Source organism: Streptomyces sp. NPDC006551 (genome assembly GCF_040611675.1).
Classification (GTDB): domain Bacteria; phylum Actinomycetota; class Actinomycetes; order Streptomycetales; family Streptomycetaceae; genus Streptomyces.
The window spans coordinates 1-14,724 of the sequence record NZ_JBEXOT010000002.1; the positions used below are offsets into that span (position 1 = coordinate 1).

Annotated in this window: 13 protein-coding genes, 2 rRNA genes and 1 riboswitch; of the genes, 13 read left to right on the forward strand and 2 right to left on the reverse strand. The window is 69.3% G+C overall.

Features of this window, described 5'->3' with window-relative positions:
• The 12 genes from ABZY12_RS02555 to ABZY12_RS02610 all read left to right on the forward strand — a co-directional run.
• Positions 1–94 (forward strand): 23S ribosomal RNA (locus tag ABZY12_RS02555); the annotation flags it as partial.
• Between the two features lie 73 nt (positions 95–167).
• Positions 168–284 (forward strand): 5S ribosomal RNA (rrf, locus tag ABZY12_RS02560).
• A gap of 145 nt (positions 285–429) precedes the next feature.
• A complete protein-coding gene (locus ABZY12_RS02565; RefSeq protein ID WP_356886306.1) occupies positions 430–1,038 on the forward strand; it encodes a CDP-alcohol phosphatidyltransferase family protein in 609 nt (202 codons plus the stop codon).
• Between the two features lie 116 nt (positions 1,039–1,154).
• The gene (locus tag ABZY12_RS02570; protein WP_356886308.1) at positions 1,155–3,650 is read left to right on the forward strand and encodes a mannose-1-phosphate guanyltransferase; all 2,496 of its coding nucleotides are present in this window, start codon (positions 1,155–1,157) and stop codon (positions 3,648–3,650) included.
• A gap of 100 nt (positions 3,651–3,750) precedes the next feature.
• Positions 3,751–4,680: a DUF881 domain-containing protein gene (locus ABZY12_RS02575; RefSeq protein WP_356886309.1), complete on the forward strand. Its 930-nt coding sequence runs from the start codon at positions 3,751–3,753 to the stop codon at positions 4,678–4,680.
• The gene (locus ABZY12_RS02580) at positions 4,677–5,009 is read left to right on the forward strand and encodes a small basic family protein (protein ID WP_015032176.1); all 333 of its coding nucleotides are present in this window, start codon (positions 4,677–4,679) and stop codon (positions 5,007–5,009) included. Before ABZY12_RS02575 ends, ABZY12_RS02580 begins: the two co-directional genes overlap by 4 nt.
• 5 nt (positions 5,010–5,014) lie before the next feature.
• Positions 5,015–5,908: a DUF881 domain-containing protein gene (locus ABZY12_RS02585; protein WP_356886311.1), complete on the forward strand. Its 894-nt coding sequence runs from the start codon at positions 5,015–5,017 to the stop codon at positions 5,906–5,908.
• Positions 5,909–5,989: 81 nt separating this feature from the next.
• The gene (locus tag ABZY12_RS02590; protein WP_356886964.1) at positions 5,990–6,931 is read left to right on the forward strand and encodes an FHA domain-containing protein; all 942 of its coding nucleotides are present in this window, start codon (positions 5,990–5,992) and stop codon (positions 6,929–6,931) included.
• Between the two features lie 29 nt (positions 6,932–6,960).
• Entirely contained in the window at positions 6,961–7,704 is a 744-nt protein-coding gene (locus tag ABZY12_RS02595; protein ID WP_356886313.1) for a MerR family transcriptional regulator, read from the forward strand.
• Positions 7,705–7,757: 53 nt separating this feature from the next.
• Positions 7,758–8,231 (forward strand): bifunctional nuclease family protein, encoded by a 474-nt coding sequence (locus ABZY12_RS02600; protein WP_158985224.1) that lies wholly within the window; start codon positions 7,758–7,760, stop codon positions 8,229–8,231.
• 231 nt (positions 8,232–8,462) lie between these two features.
• Entirely contained in the window at positions 8,463–9,092 is a 630-nt protein-coding gene (locus tag ABZY12_RS02605; RefSeq protein WP_356886315.1) for a MerR family transcriptional regulator, read from the forward strand.
• 111 nt (positions 9,093–9,203) lie between these two features.
• Entirely contained in the window at positions 9,204–10,568 is a 1,365-nt protein-coding gene (locus ABZY12_RS02610; RefSeq protein ID WP_356886317.1) for a DNA polymerase IV, read from the forward strand.
• A gap of 125 nt (positions 10,569–10,693) precedes the next feature.
• Here the strand turns inward: ABZY12_RS02610 and ABZY12_RS02615 are convergent, their stop codons facing one another.
• Complete coding sequence (locus tag ABZY12_RS02615) at positions 10,694–11,056, reverse strand: PRC-barrel domain-containing protein (RefSeq protein WP_356886319.1); 363 nt, start codon at positions 11,054–11,056, stop codon at positions 10,694–10,696.
• Positions 11,057–11,180: 124 nt separating this feature from the next.
• A riboswitch (glycine riboswitch) is annotated at positions 11,181–11,279 on the forward strand.
• Positions 11,280–11,457: 178 nt separating this feature from the next.
• Here ABZY12_RS02615 and gcvP point away from each other — a divergent pair.
• On the forward strand, positions 11,458–14,343 hold the full coding sequence (gene gcvP, locus ABZY12_RS02620; protein ID WP_356886321.1) for an aminomethyl-transferring glycine dehydrogenase: 2,886 nt from the start codon (positions 11,458–11,460) through the stop codon (positions 14,341–14,343).
• Between the two features lie 96 nt (positions 14,344–14,439).
• On the opposite strand, the gene ABZY12_RS02625 is transcribed toward gcvP, so the two are convergent.
• The gene (locus ABZY12_RS02625) at positions 14,440–14,646 is read right to left on the reverse strand and encodes a DUF5999 family protein (protein ID WP_356886323.1); all 207 of its coding nucleotides are present in this window, start codon (positions 14,644–14,646) and stop codon (positions 14,440–14,442) included.
• Between the last annotated feature and the right edge of the window lie 78 nt (positions 14,647–14,724).

The window sequence follows — 14,724 nt, forward strand, 5'->3', positions numbered from 1 at the left end:
AGGCTCCCAGTAGACGACTGGGTTGATAGGCCGGATGTGGAAGCCCAGTAATGGGTGGAGCTGACCGGTACTAATAGGCCGAGGGCTTGTCCTCAGTTGCTCGCGTCCACTGTGTTAGTTCTGAAGTAACGAACTGTGCCGTCTCCGGTTCGATATCTTCATAGTGTTTCGGTGGTCATAGCGTTAGGGAAACGCCCGGTTACATTCCGAACCCGGAAGCTAAGCCTTTCAGCGCCGATGGTACTGCAGGGGGGACCCTGTGGGAGAGTAGGACGCCGCCGAACAATCATTAGCCTCAACCCCTGGATACTCTCCGGGGGTTGAGGCATTTTTGCGTTCCGGGGGCGAGCGACCCCTGTGCATCCGTCCGTCGTGGCTGAGGGTAAGGTCAGGGGGCAACATCGGCACGTTCCCACAGGAGGCCCCCGGGTGGAGGTCCAGGAGACTCGCGTTCAGACGGACCGGGTGCTCACCATCCCCAACATCCTCAGCATGGCTCGCCTCCTGGGCGTGCCGCTCTTCCTGTGGTTGATTCTCCGTCCCGAGTTCGGTGGCCCGAAGAGTGACGGCTGGGCGCTTCTCGTCCTGATGCTGAGTGGCGTCAGCGACTATCTCGACGGGAAGCTCGCCCGCCGCTGGAACCAGATCAGCAGCCTCGGCCGGCTTCTGGACCCGGCCGCCGACCGGCTCTACATCCTTTCCACCCTCCTCGGTCTGACCTGGCGCGAGATCCTTCCGCTCTGGCTGACTCTGGCCCTTTTGGCACGTGAGCTGATGTTGCTGCTGATGGTGGGAATCCTCCGTCGGCACGGCTATCCGCCGCCCCAGGTGAACTTCCTCGGTAAAGCTGCCACTTTCAACCTCATGTACGCGTTCCCGCTGCTGCTGCTCAGTGACGGAACCGGATGGCTTGCGTCACTCGCTGAAGTTTTCGGGTGGGCCTTCGCCGGATGGGGTACAACTCTGTATTGGTGGGCAGGAATCCTCTACGTGGTCCAGGTCCGCCGACTCGTGAAGGCGGATACCGCGGCCGATTGAGCCCGTCTGTCCTGTGCCGTGCAACGTCGCCGGCAGCAGCGAGGACGCTGGAGGGCCACTGAGTGGCAGGGCGAAGTCGGCTGGACCGTCGTCTCTTCAAGGAGGACGCTTCCGACATGAAGGCCGTCGTGATGGCCGGTGGCGAAGGAACCCGGCTTCGCCCCATGACCTCGAGCATGCCCAAGCCTCTTCTGCCGGTGGCCAACCGGCCGATCATGGAGCATGTCCTGCGACTGCTCAAAAGGCACGGTCTCAACGAGACCGTCGTCACCGTGCAGTTTCTCGCTTCCCTCGTCAAGAACTACTTCGGTGACGGCGAAGAGCTCGGTATGGAGCTCACGTACGCCAACGAAGAGAAACCGCTGGGTACGGCGGGGAGCGTGAAGAACGCCGAGGAGGCGTTGAAGGACGACGCTTTCCTCGTCATCTCCGGCGACGCGCTCACCGACTTCGACCTCACCGACCTGATCGCCTTCCACAAGGAGAAGGGCGCCCTGGTCACCGTCTGCCTGACGCGTGTGCCGAATCCGCTGGAATTCGGCATCACCATCGTCGACGAGGAGGGCAAGGTCGAGCGGTTCCTGGAGAAACCGACCTGGGGCCAGGTCTTCTCGGACACGGTGAATACGGGCATCTACGTCATGGAGCCCGAGGTCTTCAACTATGTCGAGGCAGACGTTCCGGTCGACTGGTCGGGTGATGTCTTCCCCCAGCTCATGAAGGAAGGCAAGCCCATTTACGGCTATGTGGCCGAGGGCTACTGGGAGGACGTCGGCACCCACGAGAGCTACGTCAAGGCGCAGGCCGACGTGCTCGAAGGAAAGGTTCAGGTCGAGCTCGACGGATTTGAGATCTCGCCGGGCGTCTGGGTGGCGGAAGGGGCCGAGGTCCATCCCGACGCCGTTCTCCGCGGGCCGCTGTACATCGGTGACTACGCCAAGGTCGAGGCCGGCGCCGAGATCCGCGAGCACTCCGTCATCGGCTCGAACGTCGTCGTCAAGAGCGGCGCCTTTCTTCACAAGGCCGTCATTCACGACAACGTCTACATCGGCCAGCAGAGCAATCTGCGCGGATGCGTGATCGGCAAGAACACCGACATCATGCGGGCCGCCCGGATCGAGGACGGGGCGGTCATCGGGGACGAGTGCCTGGTCGGTGAAGAATCGATCGTGCAGGGCAACGTCCGGGTGTACCCCTTCAAGACGATCGAGGCCGGTGCGTTCGTCAACACCTCGGTCATCTGGGAGTCCCGCGGACAGGCCCATCTCTTCGGGGCACGCGGGGTGTCCGGAATCCTCAATGTGGAGATCACGCCCGAGCTGGCCGTCCGGCTGGCCGGAGCGTACGCCACGACCCTGAAGAAGGGCTCGACGGTCACCACCGCGCGCGACCACTCCAGAGGTGCCCGTGCGCTGAAGCGCGCGGTGATCTCCGCGCTGCAGGCCAGCGCCATCGACGTGCGCGACCTGGAGAACGTGCCGCTGCCGGTGGCCCGCCAGCAGACCGCACGGGGCAGCGCGGGCGGCATCATGCTGCGGACCTCGCCCGGCGTGCCGGACTCCGTGGACATCATGTTCTTCGACGAACGCGGAGCGGATCTGTCGCAGGCCGGCCAGCGCAAGCTGGACCGGGTGTTCGCGCGACAGGAGTACCGGCGGGCGTTCCCGGGCGAGATCGGTGACCTCTCCTTCCCGGCGAGCGTCTTCGACTCGTACACCGGCTCGCTGCTGAGGAACGTGGACACCTCCGGGATCGCGGAGGCCGGGCTCAAGGTGGTGGTGGACGCCTCCAACGGCAGCGCGGGCCTGGTTCTGCCGAGCCTGCTCGGGCGGCTCCAGGTGGACTCGCTCACCATCAACCCCGGTCTCGACGAGTCGCGCCCCACCGAATCGGTCGAGACCCGGCGGGCCGGCCTCGTCCGGCTCGGGGAGATCGTCGCCTCGGCGCGGGCCGCGTTCGGCGTGCGGTTCGACCCGGTCGGTGAGCGGCTCTCGCTCGTCGACGAGCGCGGGCGGATCATCGAGGACGACCGATCACTTCTGGTCATGCTCGACCTGGTGGCCGCCGAGCGGCGTTCGGGCCGCGTGGCCCTGCCGGTGACGACCACGAGAATCGCCGAACAGGTCGCCGCGTACCACGGCACTCAGGTGGAGTGGACGACGACCTCGCCCGACGACCTGACCCGGGTCGGCCGCGAGGAGTCCACGATCTTCGGCGGTGACGGCCGCGGTGGCTTCATCATTCCCGAGTTCAGCAGTGTCTTCGACGGTGCGGCCGCCTTCGTACGGCTGATCGGTCTGGTGGCGCGGACGCAGCTCACGCTGAGCCAGATCGACGCCCGTATCCCGCGGGCGCATGTGCTGAAGCGGGACGTCGCGACCCCGTGGGCCGTGAAGGGCCTGGTCATGCGGCGCGTGGTCGAGGCGGCCGGTGACCGGTCCGTGGACACCACCGACGGTGTACGCGTCGTGGAGGCGGACGGGCGCTGGGTGATGGTCCTGCCCGACCCGGCCGAGGCCGTCACCCATCTGTGGGCGGAGGGACCCGACGACACCTCGGCGCAGGCCCTGCTCGACGAATGGGCCGGCGTGGTCGAGAGCGCTGGTCACTGACGGACGGGACAGGTGAGCCGGGAGGTGTCGTCAGGACGCCTCCCGGCTCATCGGTGGGGCCATTCGGCGGTAGGCCGTGCGACGTGCGACGATGTGCGGCATGTCGCAGCAGCACCCCGTTCGGAGCACCGGATCACCCGCCCCGCGTCCGGATGCGTCCATGTCGCTGCTGAACAACGTGATGGACCACGCGCTCGACGACGGCTACGCCGAGGCGTCGGCCCGCCGCGAGGCGGAGGGCGGCGGTCTGCCCCGTACCCTGCGCGCCAAGCTCGGCCTGGCGGCCGGTCTGGTCCTGGCAGCGGCCGTGGTGACCGTCGGCGCCGCCGAGGCGCGGATCTCGGCGCCCGTCGTCGCCAAGGAGCGGCAGGAGCTGATCGGCAGGATCGACGCGGAGACCGCGGCGGCCGACAAGCTGGAGCAGGACGTCGAGAAGATCCGTGCCGAGGTGGGGGAGCGGCAGCGCAAGGCGCTCGAGCAGCACGGCGGAGACCAGGCCGAACTCGTGGCGCTGCTGTCCGGTGCGACGCCGGTGCGGGGCCCGGGCGTGAGGCTCGTGGTCGACGACGCGAAGGGGACCGAGCAGGGCGGCGGAGGCCCCCGGGAGAGCAGCGGGTTCGCCGACACCGGGCGCGTACGTGACCGGGACATGCAGCGGATCGTCAACGGTCTGTGGGAGTCCGGCGCGGAGGCCGTCGCGATCAACGGGCAGAGGCTGACGTCCCTGTCCGCGATCCGGGCGGCCGGCGACGCCATACTGGTCGACAACAAGCCGCTGGTGCCGCCGTACACCGTGCTGGCGGTGGGGGACGGGCAGCGGCTGAGCACCGCGTTCCAGGACAGCGCGGACGGGCAGTACCTGCACGCGTTGCGGGAGAACTTCGGGATCCGGACCAGTATCTCGGCCCAGGCCGAGGTACGTCTGCCGGCCGCGCCGAGCCTGATCGTACGTACAGCAGTGCCGAGGGGAGCCGGGGCGGCCGACGCCACCGGGCGGGCCACGGCCGACACAGGGAAGGGCACATCTTGATCGCCGTACTGGGCCTGATCGTGGGAGTCGTGGTCGGACTGTTGGTCCGGCCCGAGGTTCCGGCGGTGGTCGAGCCCTATCTTCCGATCGCCGTGGTCGCCGCCCTCGACGCGGTCTTCGGCGGCCTGCGGGCCATGCTCGACGGGATCTTCGTCGACAAGGTCTTCGTGGTCTCCTTCCTGTCGAACGTGGTCGTGGCCGCGCTGATCGTCTTCCTGGGCGACAAGCTGGGCGTCGGCGCGCAGCTGTCGACCGGTGTGGTCGTCGTCCTCGGCATCCGGATCTTCTCCAACGCGGCCGCCATCCGGCGCCATGTGTTCCGGGCGTGAGGCCGATGAGCAACGACGAGACTCCTCGGAACGGGACTCCCTCGAATCAGAACGAGACTCCCTCGACAAACGGCGGGGCTCCCTCGAACGAGACTCCTCCTGAGAATCCTCAGAACGCCGCTCCCGAGAACGGGGCTCCCCAGGACGAAGCTCCGCGGGAGGCGGCTGCGCCGAACGGCATGACGGGGCGGCAGCGGCTGAAGGCCGGTCTGTGGCCGCCGCGCGTGAGCCGGGCTCAGCTCATCGTCGCGGTCCTGCTGTTCGTCCTGGGCCTCGGGCTCGCCATCCAGGTGCGCTCGACCAGTGACAACAGCGCGCTGCGCGGCGCCCGCCAGGAGGACCTGGTGCGCATCCTGGACGAGCTCGACGACCGTACGCAGCGGCTCGAGGACGAGAAGGCGCGGCTGGAGAGTCAGCGCTCGGAGCTGGAGTCCAGTTCGGACCAGGCCGAGGAGGCGCGGAAGCAGACCCAGGAGAAGGAGCGGCAGCTCGGCATCCTGGCCGGCACGGTCGCGGCCGAGGGGCCGGGGATCACGCTGACCATCGCGGACGGTTCGGGCGCGGTCGAGTCGGACATGCTGCTCGACGCCATCCAGGAGCTGCGTGCCGCGGGGGCCGAGGCGATCCAGGTCAACGACGTACGGGTGGTGGCGGACAGCTATTTCTCGGGCGGCGACGGTTCGATAGAGATCGATGGAACGAAGGTGGCCGCTCCGTACGTCTTCAAGGTCATCGGCAAGCCCGAGGATCTCGAGCCCGCGCTCAACATCCCCGGTGGAGTCGTCCAGACCCTGGAGAAGGAGCAGGCCACAGCCACTGTGGCCCGGTCCGAGAAGATCGTCGTGGACGCCTTGCGACCTGTGAAGCGGCCTGACTACGCTCAGTCGTCCTCGCAGTGAGGCGGGGTGCATGACGGTCACGCGACAAGGGCAAGAGGTTGCGGGGGGTCGCCGCACCACAAGCGTGGTGCGTGGTGGAAACTGTCCGGAGGATACGGACGTTGTGATTATGTCCGGGTCGGCAGGTGTGTTCATTCAGGGTTCGTCCTGCCCCACGGGCGGGTCTGTTTCGGTCAAGGGGAATCGCCCGTGAAGTTGTTTGCGAAGTTGTTCGGCAAGAGCGCACGCGAGGACGGCGGCAACGCCAAGCACCGCGCGCCGCGCCATGCCCAGAGTGAGGAACAGGGTGGCGAGCGCCCCCTCTTCCGTGATGAGGTCGATGGCCAGGGCGGTGACATTCCGGGCGGACAGGGCGCGTCGTCTGTTGACCCTGCCGGTGCGGGCCGCATAGGTTTCGGAGAACCATCGACCTCGAGTACGGGTGGAGGGTTCACCCCCGACCCGTATGCGACCCAGACCTCCGCGGGTCAGCCGCGGCAGGAGGATGCGTCCATGCCGGTGTGTACGAGGTGCGGTCACCGCAACACCGCGGACAGCCGTTTCTGCTCTCACTGCGGCGCGCCCCTGCGTGCCGGGGTGCCCGCGGAGCGCGCGTCCGAGACGACGTCGACGATCTCGATCTCGGGTCTGGAGGCGTACGACTCCGAGGTCACCGGCCAGACCGCCGTTCCGTCCCTCTCGCCCGAGGCGCTGGCGGCCGTCGAGGCGCTGCCGACCGGTTCGGCGCTCCTGGTCGTGCGTCGCGGCCCGAACTCCGGCAGCCGCTTCCTGCTGGACGGCGAGCTGACCACGGCCGGCCGTCACCCGCAGAGCGACATCTTCCTGGACGACGTGACGGTGTCGCGGCGGCATGTGGAGTTCCGGCGGGCGCAGGACGGCAGCTTCACGGTCGCCGACGTCGGCAGCCTGAACGGTACGTACGTCAACCGTGAGCCGATCGACTCGGCCGTTCTGTCCAACGGCGACGAGGTGCAGATCGGCAAGTACCGGCTGGTCTTCTACTCGAGCCAGCGGGGCGCGTAACGCCTCGGAGAAGCCTTCAGGGAAGGTCCATGCTGCGAACACCGACGGGCGGTGCCGGACACGGTGCCGCCGCCGCGGGCGACCGGCTGGTCAGCATCGGTGCGGTGCTGAATCAGCTGCGCGACGAGTTTCCCGAAGTGACCATCTCCAAGATCCGGTTCCTGGAGGCCGAGGGGCTCGTCGAGCCCCGGCGGACGGCCTCCGGGTACCGGAAGTTCAGCCCGCAGGACGTGGAGCGGCTCGCTCAGATCCTGCGGATGCAGCGTGACCACTATCTTCCGCTGAAGGTCATCCGCGAGCATCTCGACGCCCTCGCCCGGGGTGAACAGGTCACGCTGCCGGCCCCGAGCCCCCAGCGGGACCTGCTGGAGGGTGCCTGGGACGCGGAGGGCGACCGGCCGACCGCCACGCGGGTGGGCCGGGCCGAGCTGCTCGCCGCCGCGGAGGTGAGCGAGGAGGAGCTCGCGGAGTGGGAGTCGTACGGGCTGATCGCTCCGGGAGCCGAGGGCGGGTACGACGCCGAGGCGGTCACCGTCGCCAGACTTGTCGCGGACTTGGGGAGATTCGGTCTGGAACCGCGCCATCTTCGGGCGGTGAAAGCGGCTGCCGACCGGGAGGCCGGGCTGGTCGAACAGATGGTCGCGCCGCTGCGCCGGCACCGTAATCCGCAGACCAGAGCGCATGCGGAGGCCACCGCCAAGGAGCTCGCGGGGCTCTCCGTGAGGCTGCACGCGGCACTGGTGCAGACCGCGCTGGGAATCCGGTTGCAGTGATCTTGGGGGGTCCCGACTACCCAAACCGGTCGAGCACGTCCTAGGGTTGCTGTGTGAACGAGCTCGACGTTGTGGGTGTCCGGGTGGAAATGCCCTCCAACCAACCGATCGTGCTCCTGCGTGAAGTGGGAGGCGATCGGTACCTTCCCATCTGGATCGGACCGGGTGAGGCGACCGCGATCGCCTTCGCCCAGCAGGGCATGGCCCCCGCCAGGCCGCTGACGCACGACCTCTTCAAGGACGTCCTTGAGGCGGTGGGCCAGGAGCTCACCGAGGTCCGCATCACCGACCTCCGCGAAGGGGTCTTCTATGCGGAGCTGGTCTTCGCCAGCGGCGTCGAGGTGAGCGCCAGGCCGTCCGACGCGATAGCGCTGGCCTTGCGCACCGGGACGCCGATCTTCGGCAGTGACGGTGTCCTGGACGACGCCGGTATCGCGATTCCGGACGAGCAGGAGGACGAGGTGGAGAAGTTCCGCGAATTCCTCGACCAGATCTCTCCGGAGGACTTCGGTTCCAGCAGCCAGTGAGGTGTTCCGGCGAGGTCCTGTCCCCGGCGGATGAAGCGGCGAAGTGCCGTCCCGCCCGGGCGCTGATCCGAGGGCGCGTCAGCGCATTCGAGTAGCCTTTCCCCGAAGAGAGATACGGGAAACCACTCTCAGGGTGATTATCACTCGGCGTGCCGAGTGTGGCGATCGTTGACGCACCCCGAGTGACTGCCTACCTTCGTGTGGGCAGGTCAAGGACGGAGGGTCGGCGTGATGAGCAGCGGCGACGGTACGGCAGGGGGCTCCCTCGGGCGTGCGCCCGGTGAGAACGGTCCGTATCCGCTTCACGGCGGTGTGAGCGACTTCGGAACGGACGCGAGTGCGGGCGCGGCCACGGGTGCGGATACGGAGACCGTCGGATACCGGGGGCCCACCGCGTGCGCGGCGGCGGGGATCACGTACCGCCAATTGGACTACTGGGCGCGTACCGGCCTCGTCGAGCCGAGCGTACGGCCGGCCTACGGCTCGGGGACGCAGCGGCTGTACAGCTTTCGTGACGTGGTCGTCCTCAAGATCGTCAAGCGTTTCCTGGACACCGGGGTCGCGCTCCAGAACATCCGGGCGGCCGTGCAGCATCTGCGCGCCCACGGTTTCCGCGATCTGGAGCGGATGACGCTGATGAGCGACGGCGCGACCGTGTACGAGTGCTCCTCGCCCGACGAGGTGGTGGACCTGCTCCAAGGGGGACAGGGCGTCTTCGGGATCGCGGTGGGAGTGGTCTGGCGAGACGTGGAGGCCGCGCTCTCGCAACTGCACGGGGAACGTGTGGACACGGGCGAGACGCTGATCGGGCACAACCCGGGCGACGAGCTGGCGCGACGGCGGCGGGACCGGGCCGTCTGAGCCCGGTGGGCGGCGCTCGCGCGGGCGAGCAGCCGGTAGGGGGCGGCCTGGTCGGCGCGGCCGCACGGGAGTGCGAGCCGATTGTCAGTGGTGTAGGGCAGCATCGGAGATGTGAGAGCCGCGCCGACGATTCTGCATCTGGACATGGATGCCTTCTTCGCCGCCGCCGAGCAGGCGGCGAAACCGAGCCTGCGCGGAAAACCGGTGGTCGTCGGCGGTCTCGGGCCGCGCGGAGTCGTCGCCACCGCCTCGTACGAGGCACGGCGCTTCGGGGTCCATTCGGCGATGCCCATGGCGCAGGCGCGCAGACGGGCGCCGAACGCGGCCTATCTCGTGCCCCGCTTCGCGTTCTACCGTTCCATCAGCGAGCAGGTCATGGAGCTGCTCGGACGACTGTCGCCCCTCGTGGAGCCGCTCAGCCTCGACGAGGCGTTCGTGGACCTGGAGGCCGGGGGCGTCGCCGAGGACAGCGCAAGCGCGCGCAGGGCGGGGGAGCTGCTGCGCCGGGACATCCTCGCGACGACCGGACTGACGGGGTCGGTAGGGCTCGCGGGATCCAAGATGCTGGCGAAGATCGCCTCGGAGGAGGCGAAGCCGGACGGGCTGGTGCTCATCGAGCCGGGCACGGAGCGGGAACTGCTGGGACCGAAGTCGGTGCGGATCCTGCCGGGCGTCGGGCCGGCCACGGGCGAGCATCTGCGCAGGGCGGGGATGACGACGGTGTCGGACCTCGCGGAAGCGGGTGAGGACGAGCTTGTACGGCTTCTGGGGCGGGCGCACGGGGCCTCTCTGTACAGGATGGCCCAGGGGTACGACGACCGGCCCGTGGTGGCCGAGAGGGACGCGAAGTCCGTGTCGGTGGAGGACACCTTCGACGTGGACCTGCACGACCGGGTGCGGATCCGGACGGAGGTGGAGCGGCTCGCGGAGCGGTGCGTGGGCCGGCTGCGGGGTTCCGGGCACTCGGGACGGACGATCGTGCTCAAGGTGCGGCGGTACGACTTCTCGACGTTGACGCGGTCGGAGACGCTGCGCGGGCCCACGGACGATCCGGTGGTGGTGCGGGAGGCGGCGGGGCGGCTGCTGGAGGGTGTGGACACGACGGGCGGGGTGCGGCTGCTGGGCGTGGGGGTGAGCGGCCTGGCGGACTACACGCAGGAGGACCTGTTCGCGCAGGCGGAGGCGGCGGAGCCGCCGTCGGAGGAGGAGTCGGGGGAGGCGCCCGCGCCGCCGGAGGCGGTCGAGCCCGAGGTGCCGGCCGAGCGGCGCTGGGCGCCCGGGCACGACGTGCGGCACGCGGTGTACGGCGCCGGGTGGGTGCAGGGCAGCGGGGTCGGGCGGGTCACCGTGCGCTTCGAGGAGCCGGGGTCGGGGCCGGGGCGGGTGCGGACGTTTCCCGTCGACGACCCGGATCTGGAGCCGGCGGACCCGCTGCCGCTGGTGGGGGGCGGGGCGGGTACGGCGGCGGTCGCCTAGGAGTAACCGGGGCCGCGGCACGCGTGCGCCGACGCGACGGTGAGCTGCGCGCGCTCCCGTGGGCGGCGGTCGCCCCGGAGACCGCGACGCGCGGCCTCCGGGGCGAGCGGGGCTGGAGGGGCCGGTCAGGTGTCCTCTTGACCCGCGAGGTGGCCGAAGTCGTGGTCCGGCACCGGCGGAAGGGGGATGTTGTAGTGGCGGTAGAGCTGGAGCTCCTGTTCCGGGGAGAGATGGCGGCCCACGCCGAAGTCCGGGGCGTCCTTGATCAGGGCGCGCTCGTACGGGACGTGGAGGCCGTCCTCGACCAGTTCGCTGGGCTCCAGGGGGACGAAGGCGTCCCGGCTGAACAGGCCCGTGCGGACCGCGGCCCACTCCGGCACCCCCGTCGCGTCGTCGAGGTACACCTCGTCCACGGTGCCGATCTTGTTGCCGTCGCGGTCGAACGCCTTGCGGCCGATCAGGCTGCGCGGATCGATGTCGGTCTGCACGGTCCCTCCAACGGGTCGCGACTGGTCTTCGAGGACCTTCAAAGACTACGAAAGTGCACATCTGGGATGTCGGCCACTTGAGCGATGGGAGTGGGAACCGCGCTGGTAGGCTGGCTGTGGCTGTCGACCCCGTGCGGGAGAGTCCTCCGGAGAAGGTTTTCGGAGGCGCCGAAGGAGCAAATCCTCCCCGGAATCTCTCAGGCCCCTGTACCGCACGGACGAGGTCACTCTGGAAAGCAGGGCGGGCGTCCGACGGCATCCGCTCTCACCGACGGTGAAAGCCGGCGTGCCCTTCGGCGTGCCGGTGAAGCTCTCAGGTCGAGATGACAGAGGGGGAGGCCGTCCGGGTACCCGCGCCGTGGTGCCCCTCGAAGGTCGTGACGACCAGGAGGCCTCCGTACATGACCGCCCACCGCATTCCGCTCTCCGAGCTCGAGCAGGGCATCCCGTTCGAACAGCGGCACATCGGACCCGACGCCGAAGCCCGGGCCAAGATGCTCGCGCAGGTCGGCTACGGCTCCCTCGACGAGCTCACGGCCGCCGCCGTGCCGGACGTGATCAAGAGCGCCGAGGCGCTCGCCCTTCCCGCCGCCCGCACCGAGGCCGAGGTCCTCGCCGAGCTGCGCCGGCTCGCCGACCGCAACCAGGTCCTCGCCCCGATGATCGGCCTCGGCTACTACGGCACCTTCACCCCGCCGGTGATTCTCCGGAACGTCATGGAGAACCCCGCCTGGTACACCGCGTACACGCCCTACCAGCCGGAGATCTCGCAGGGCCGCCTCGAGGCGCTTCTCAACTTCCAGACCATGGTCGCCGACCTCACCGGTCTGCCCACCTCCGGCGCCTCGCTGCTCGACGAGGGCACCGCGGCCGCCGAGGCCATGGCCCTGTCCCGGCGCGTGGGCAAGGTCAAGAACGGTGTCTTCCTCGTCGACGCCGACGCCCTGCCCCAGACCATCGCCGTGATCGAGACCCGCGCCGAGCCGACCGGCGTCGAGGTCGTCGTCGCCGATCTGAGCGACGGTATCCCCGCCGAGATCGCCGAGCGCGGTGTGTTCGGTGTCCTGATCCAGTACCCGGGGGCCTCCGGCGCCGTCCGGGACATCAAGCCGGTCATCGACGCCGCCCACGAGATCGGCGCGATCGTCACCGTCGCCGCCGACCTGCTGGCGCTCACCCTGCTCACCTCGCCCGGCGAGCTGGGGGCGGACATCGCCGTCGGCACGACCCAGCGCTTCGGCGTCCCGATGGGCTTCGGCGGGCCCCACGCCGGCTACATGGCCGTCCAGGACAAGCACGCCCGCTCCCTGCCCGGCCGCCTCGTCGGCGTCTCCGTCGACGCCGACGGCAACCGCGCCTACCGCCTGGCCCTGCAGACCCGCGAACAGCACATCCGCCGCGAGAAGGCCACGAGCAACATCTGCACCGCGCAGGTGCTGCTCGCCGTCATGGCCGGGATGTACGCCGTCTACCACGGCCCCGACGGCCTGAAGCAGATCGCCCAGCGCGTCCACCGGTACGCCACCGTCCTCGCCGAGGGCCTCAAGGCCGGTGGCGTCGAGGTCGTGCACGGCTCGTACTTCGACACCCTCACCGTCCGGGTGCCCGGCAAGGCCGCCGAGGCCGTCGCCGCCGCCCGTGAGGCCGGCGTCAACCTGTACCTCGTCGACGCCGACCACGTGTCCATCTCCTGTGACGAGACCACCGGCCGCGCCCAGCTCGCCGCCGTGTGGGGCGCCTTCGGTGTCGACGCCGACATCGAGGCCCTGGACGCCGTCGCCGAGGACACGCTGCCCGACGGGCTCCTGCGCACCGACGCGTACCTGACCCACCCGGTCTTCCACGCGCACCGCTCCGAGACGTCGATGCTGCGTTACCTGCGCAAGCTCGCCGACCGCGACTACGCGCTCGACCGCGGCATGATCCCGCTCGGCTCCTGCACCATGAAGCTGAACGCGACCACCGAGATGGAGCCGGTGACCTGGCCCGAGTTCGGTCAGATCCACCCCTTCGCCCCCGTCGAGCAGGCGCAGGGCTACCTCACGCTCATCACCGAGCTGGAGGAGCGTCTCGCCGAGGTCACCGGCTACGACAAGGTGTCGATCCAGCCCAACGCCGGTTCTCAGGGCGAGCTGGCCGGTCTGCTGGCCGTCCGCGCCTACCACCGCGCCAACGGCGACCTGCAGCGCACGGTCTGCCTCATCCCGTCCTCCGCGCACGGCACCAACGCCGCCAGCGCCGTGATGGCCGGTATGAAGGTCGTCGTCGTCAAGACCGCCGACGACGGCGAGGTGGACGTCGAGGACCTGCGCGCCAAGATCGAGCAGTACCGCGACGAGCTGTCCGTGCTGATGATCACCTACCCCTCCACGCACGGTGTCTTCGAGGAGCACGTCGCCGACATCTGCGGAGCCGTGCACGACGCCGGCGGCCAGGTGTACGTCGACGGTGCCAACCTCAACGCGCTGGTGGGACTCGCCAAGCCGGGCAAGTTCGGCGGCGACGTCTCGCACCTGAACCTGCACAAGACCTTCTGCATCCCGCACGGCGGCGGCGGGCCCGGCGTCGGGCCGGTCGGTGTGCGCGCGCACCTCGCTCCGTACCTGCCGAACCACCCGCTGCAGCCCACCGCGGGCCCCGAGACGGGCGTCGGCCCGATCTCGGCCGCCCCGTGGGGCTCGGCCGGCATCCTGCCGATCTCGTGGTCGTACGTGCGACTCATGGGTGGCGAGGGCCTCAAGCGGGCCACGCAGGTCGCCGTCCTCGCCGCGAACTACATCGCCAAGCGTCTGGAGCCGCACTACCCGGTGCTCTACACGGGTCCGGCCGGTCTGGTCGCCCACGAGTGCATCGTCGATCTGCGCCCGCTGTCCAAGTCGACCGGTGTCAGCGTCGACGACATCGCCAAGCGCCTGATCGACTACGGCTTCCACGCGCCGACGATGTCCTTCCCGGTGGCCGGCACGCTGATGATCGAGCCGACCGAGTCCGAGGACCTGACCGAGCTCGACCGCTTCTGCGACACGATGATCGCGATCCGCGGCGAGATCGAGAAGGTCGCGTCGGGCGAGTGGCCCGCCGACGACAACCCGCTCCACAACGCGCCGCACACCGCGGCCGCGCTGGGCGGCGAGTGGAACCACCCGTACACCCGTGACGAGGCGGTCTTCCCGGCCGGTGTCTCGGCCGCGGACAAGTACTGGCCGCCGGTCCGCCGGATCGACGGGGCGTTCGGCGACCGCAACCTGGTCTGCTCCTGCCCGCCGCTGGACGCGTACGACAACTGAGCATGAGTCAGGGCCGGTTCGGAGGTCTCCTCCGGGCCGGCCCTTGTCGTGTTCGTGGTCCCTCGTACGGGTCCTGGTGCCTGAACCGCCTCGGCGTCAGGCGGCGGTGGTCACCTGCCCCACCCTCAGCGGGCGGTGCGGGGCGATGATCTGCCCGTCCGGCAGCAGTTCACCGGTGTCCTCGAAGAGCAGGACCCCGTTGCACAGCAGGCTCCAGCCCTGCTCCGGGTGGTGTGCCATGAGGCGGGCCGCCTCCCGGTCGGCGGAGTCGGCGGTGGGACAGGCTGGCTGGTGCTGGCACATGGGTGGGTTCTTTCGCTGCGTCGTGATGAGTGTCGTCCTGCGGCTCGATGCGGTGCTCATGGCCGCCCCCCGTTGTCG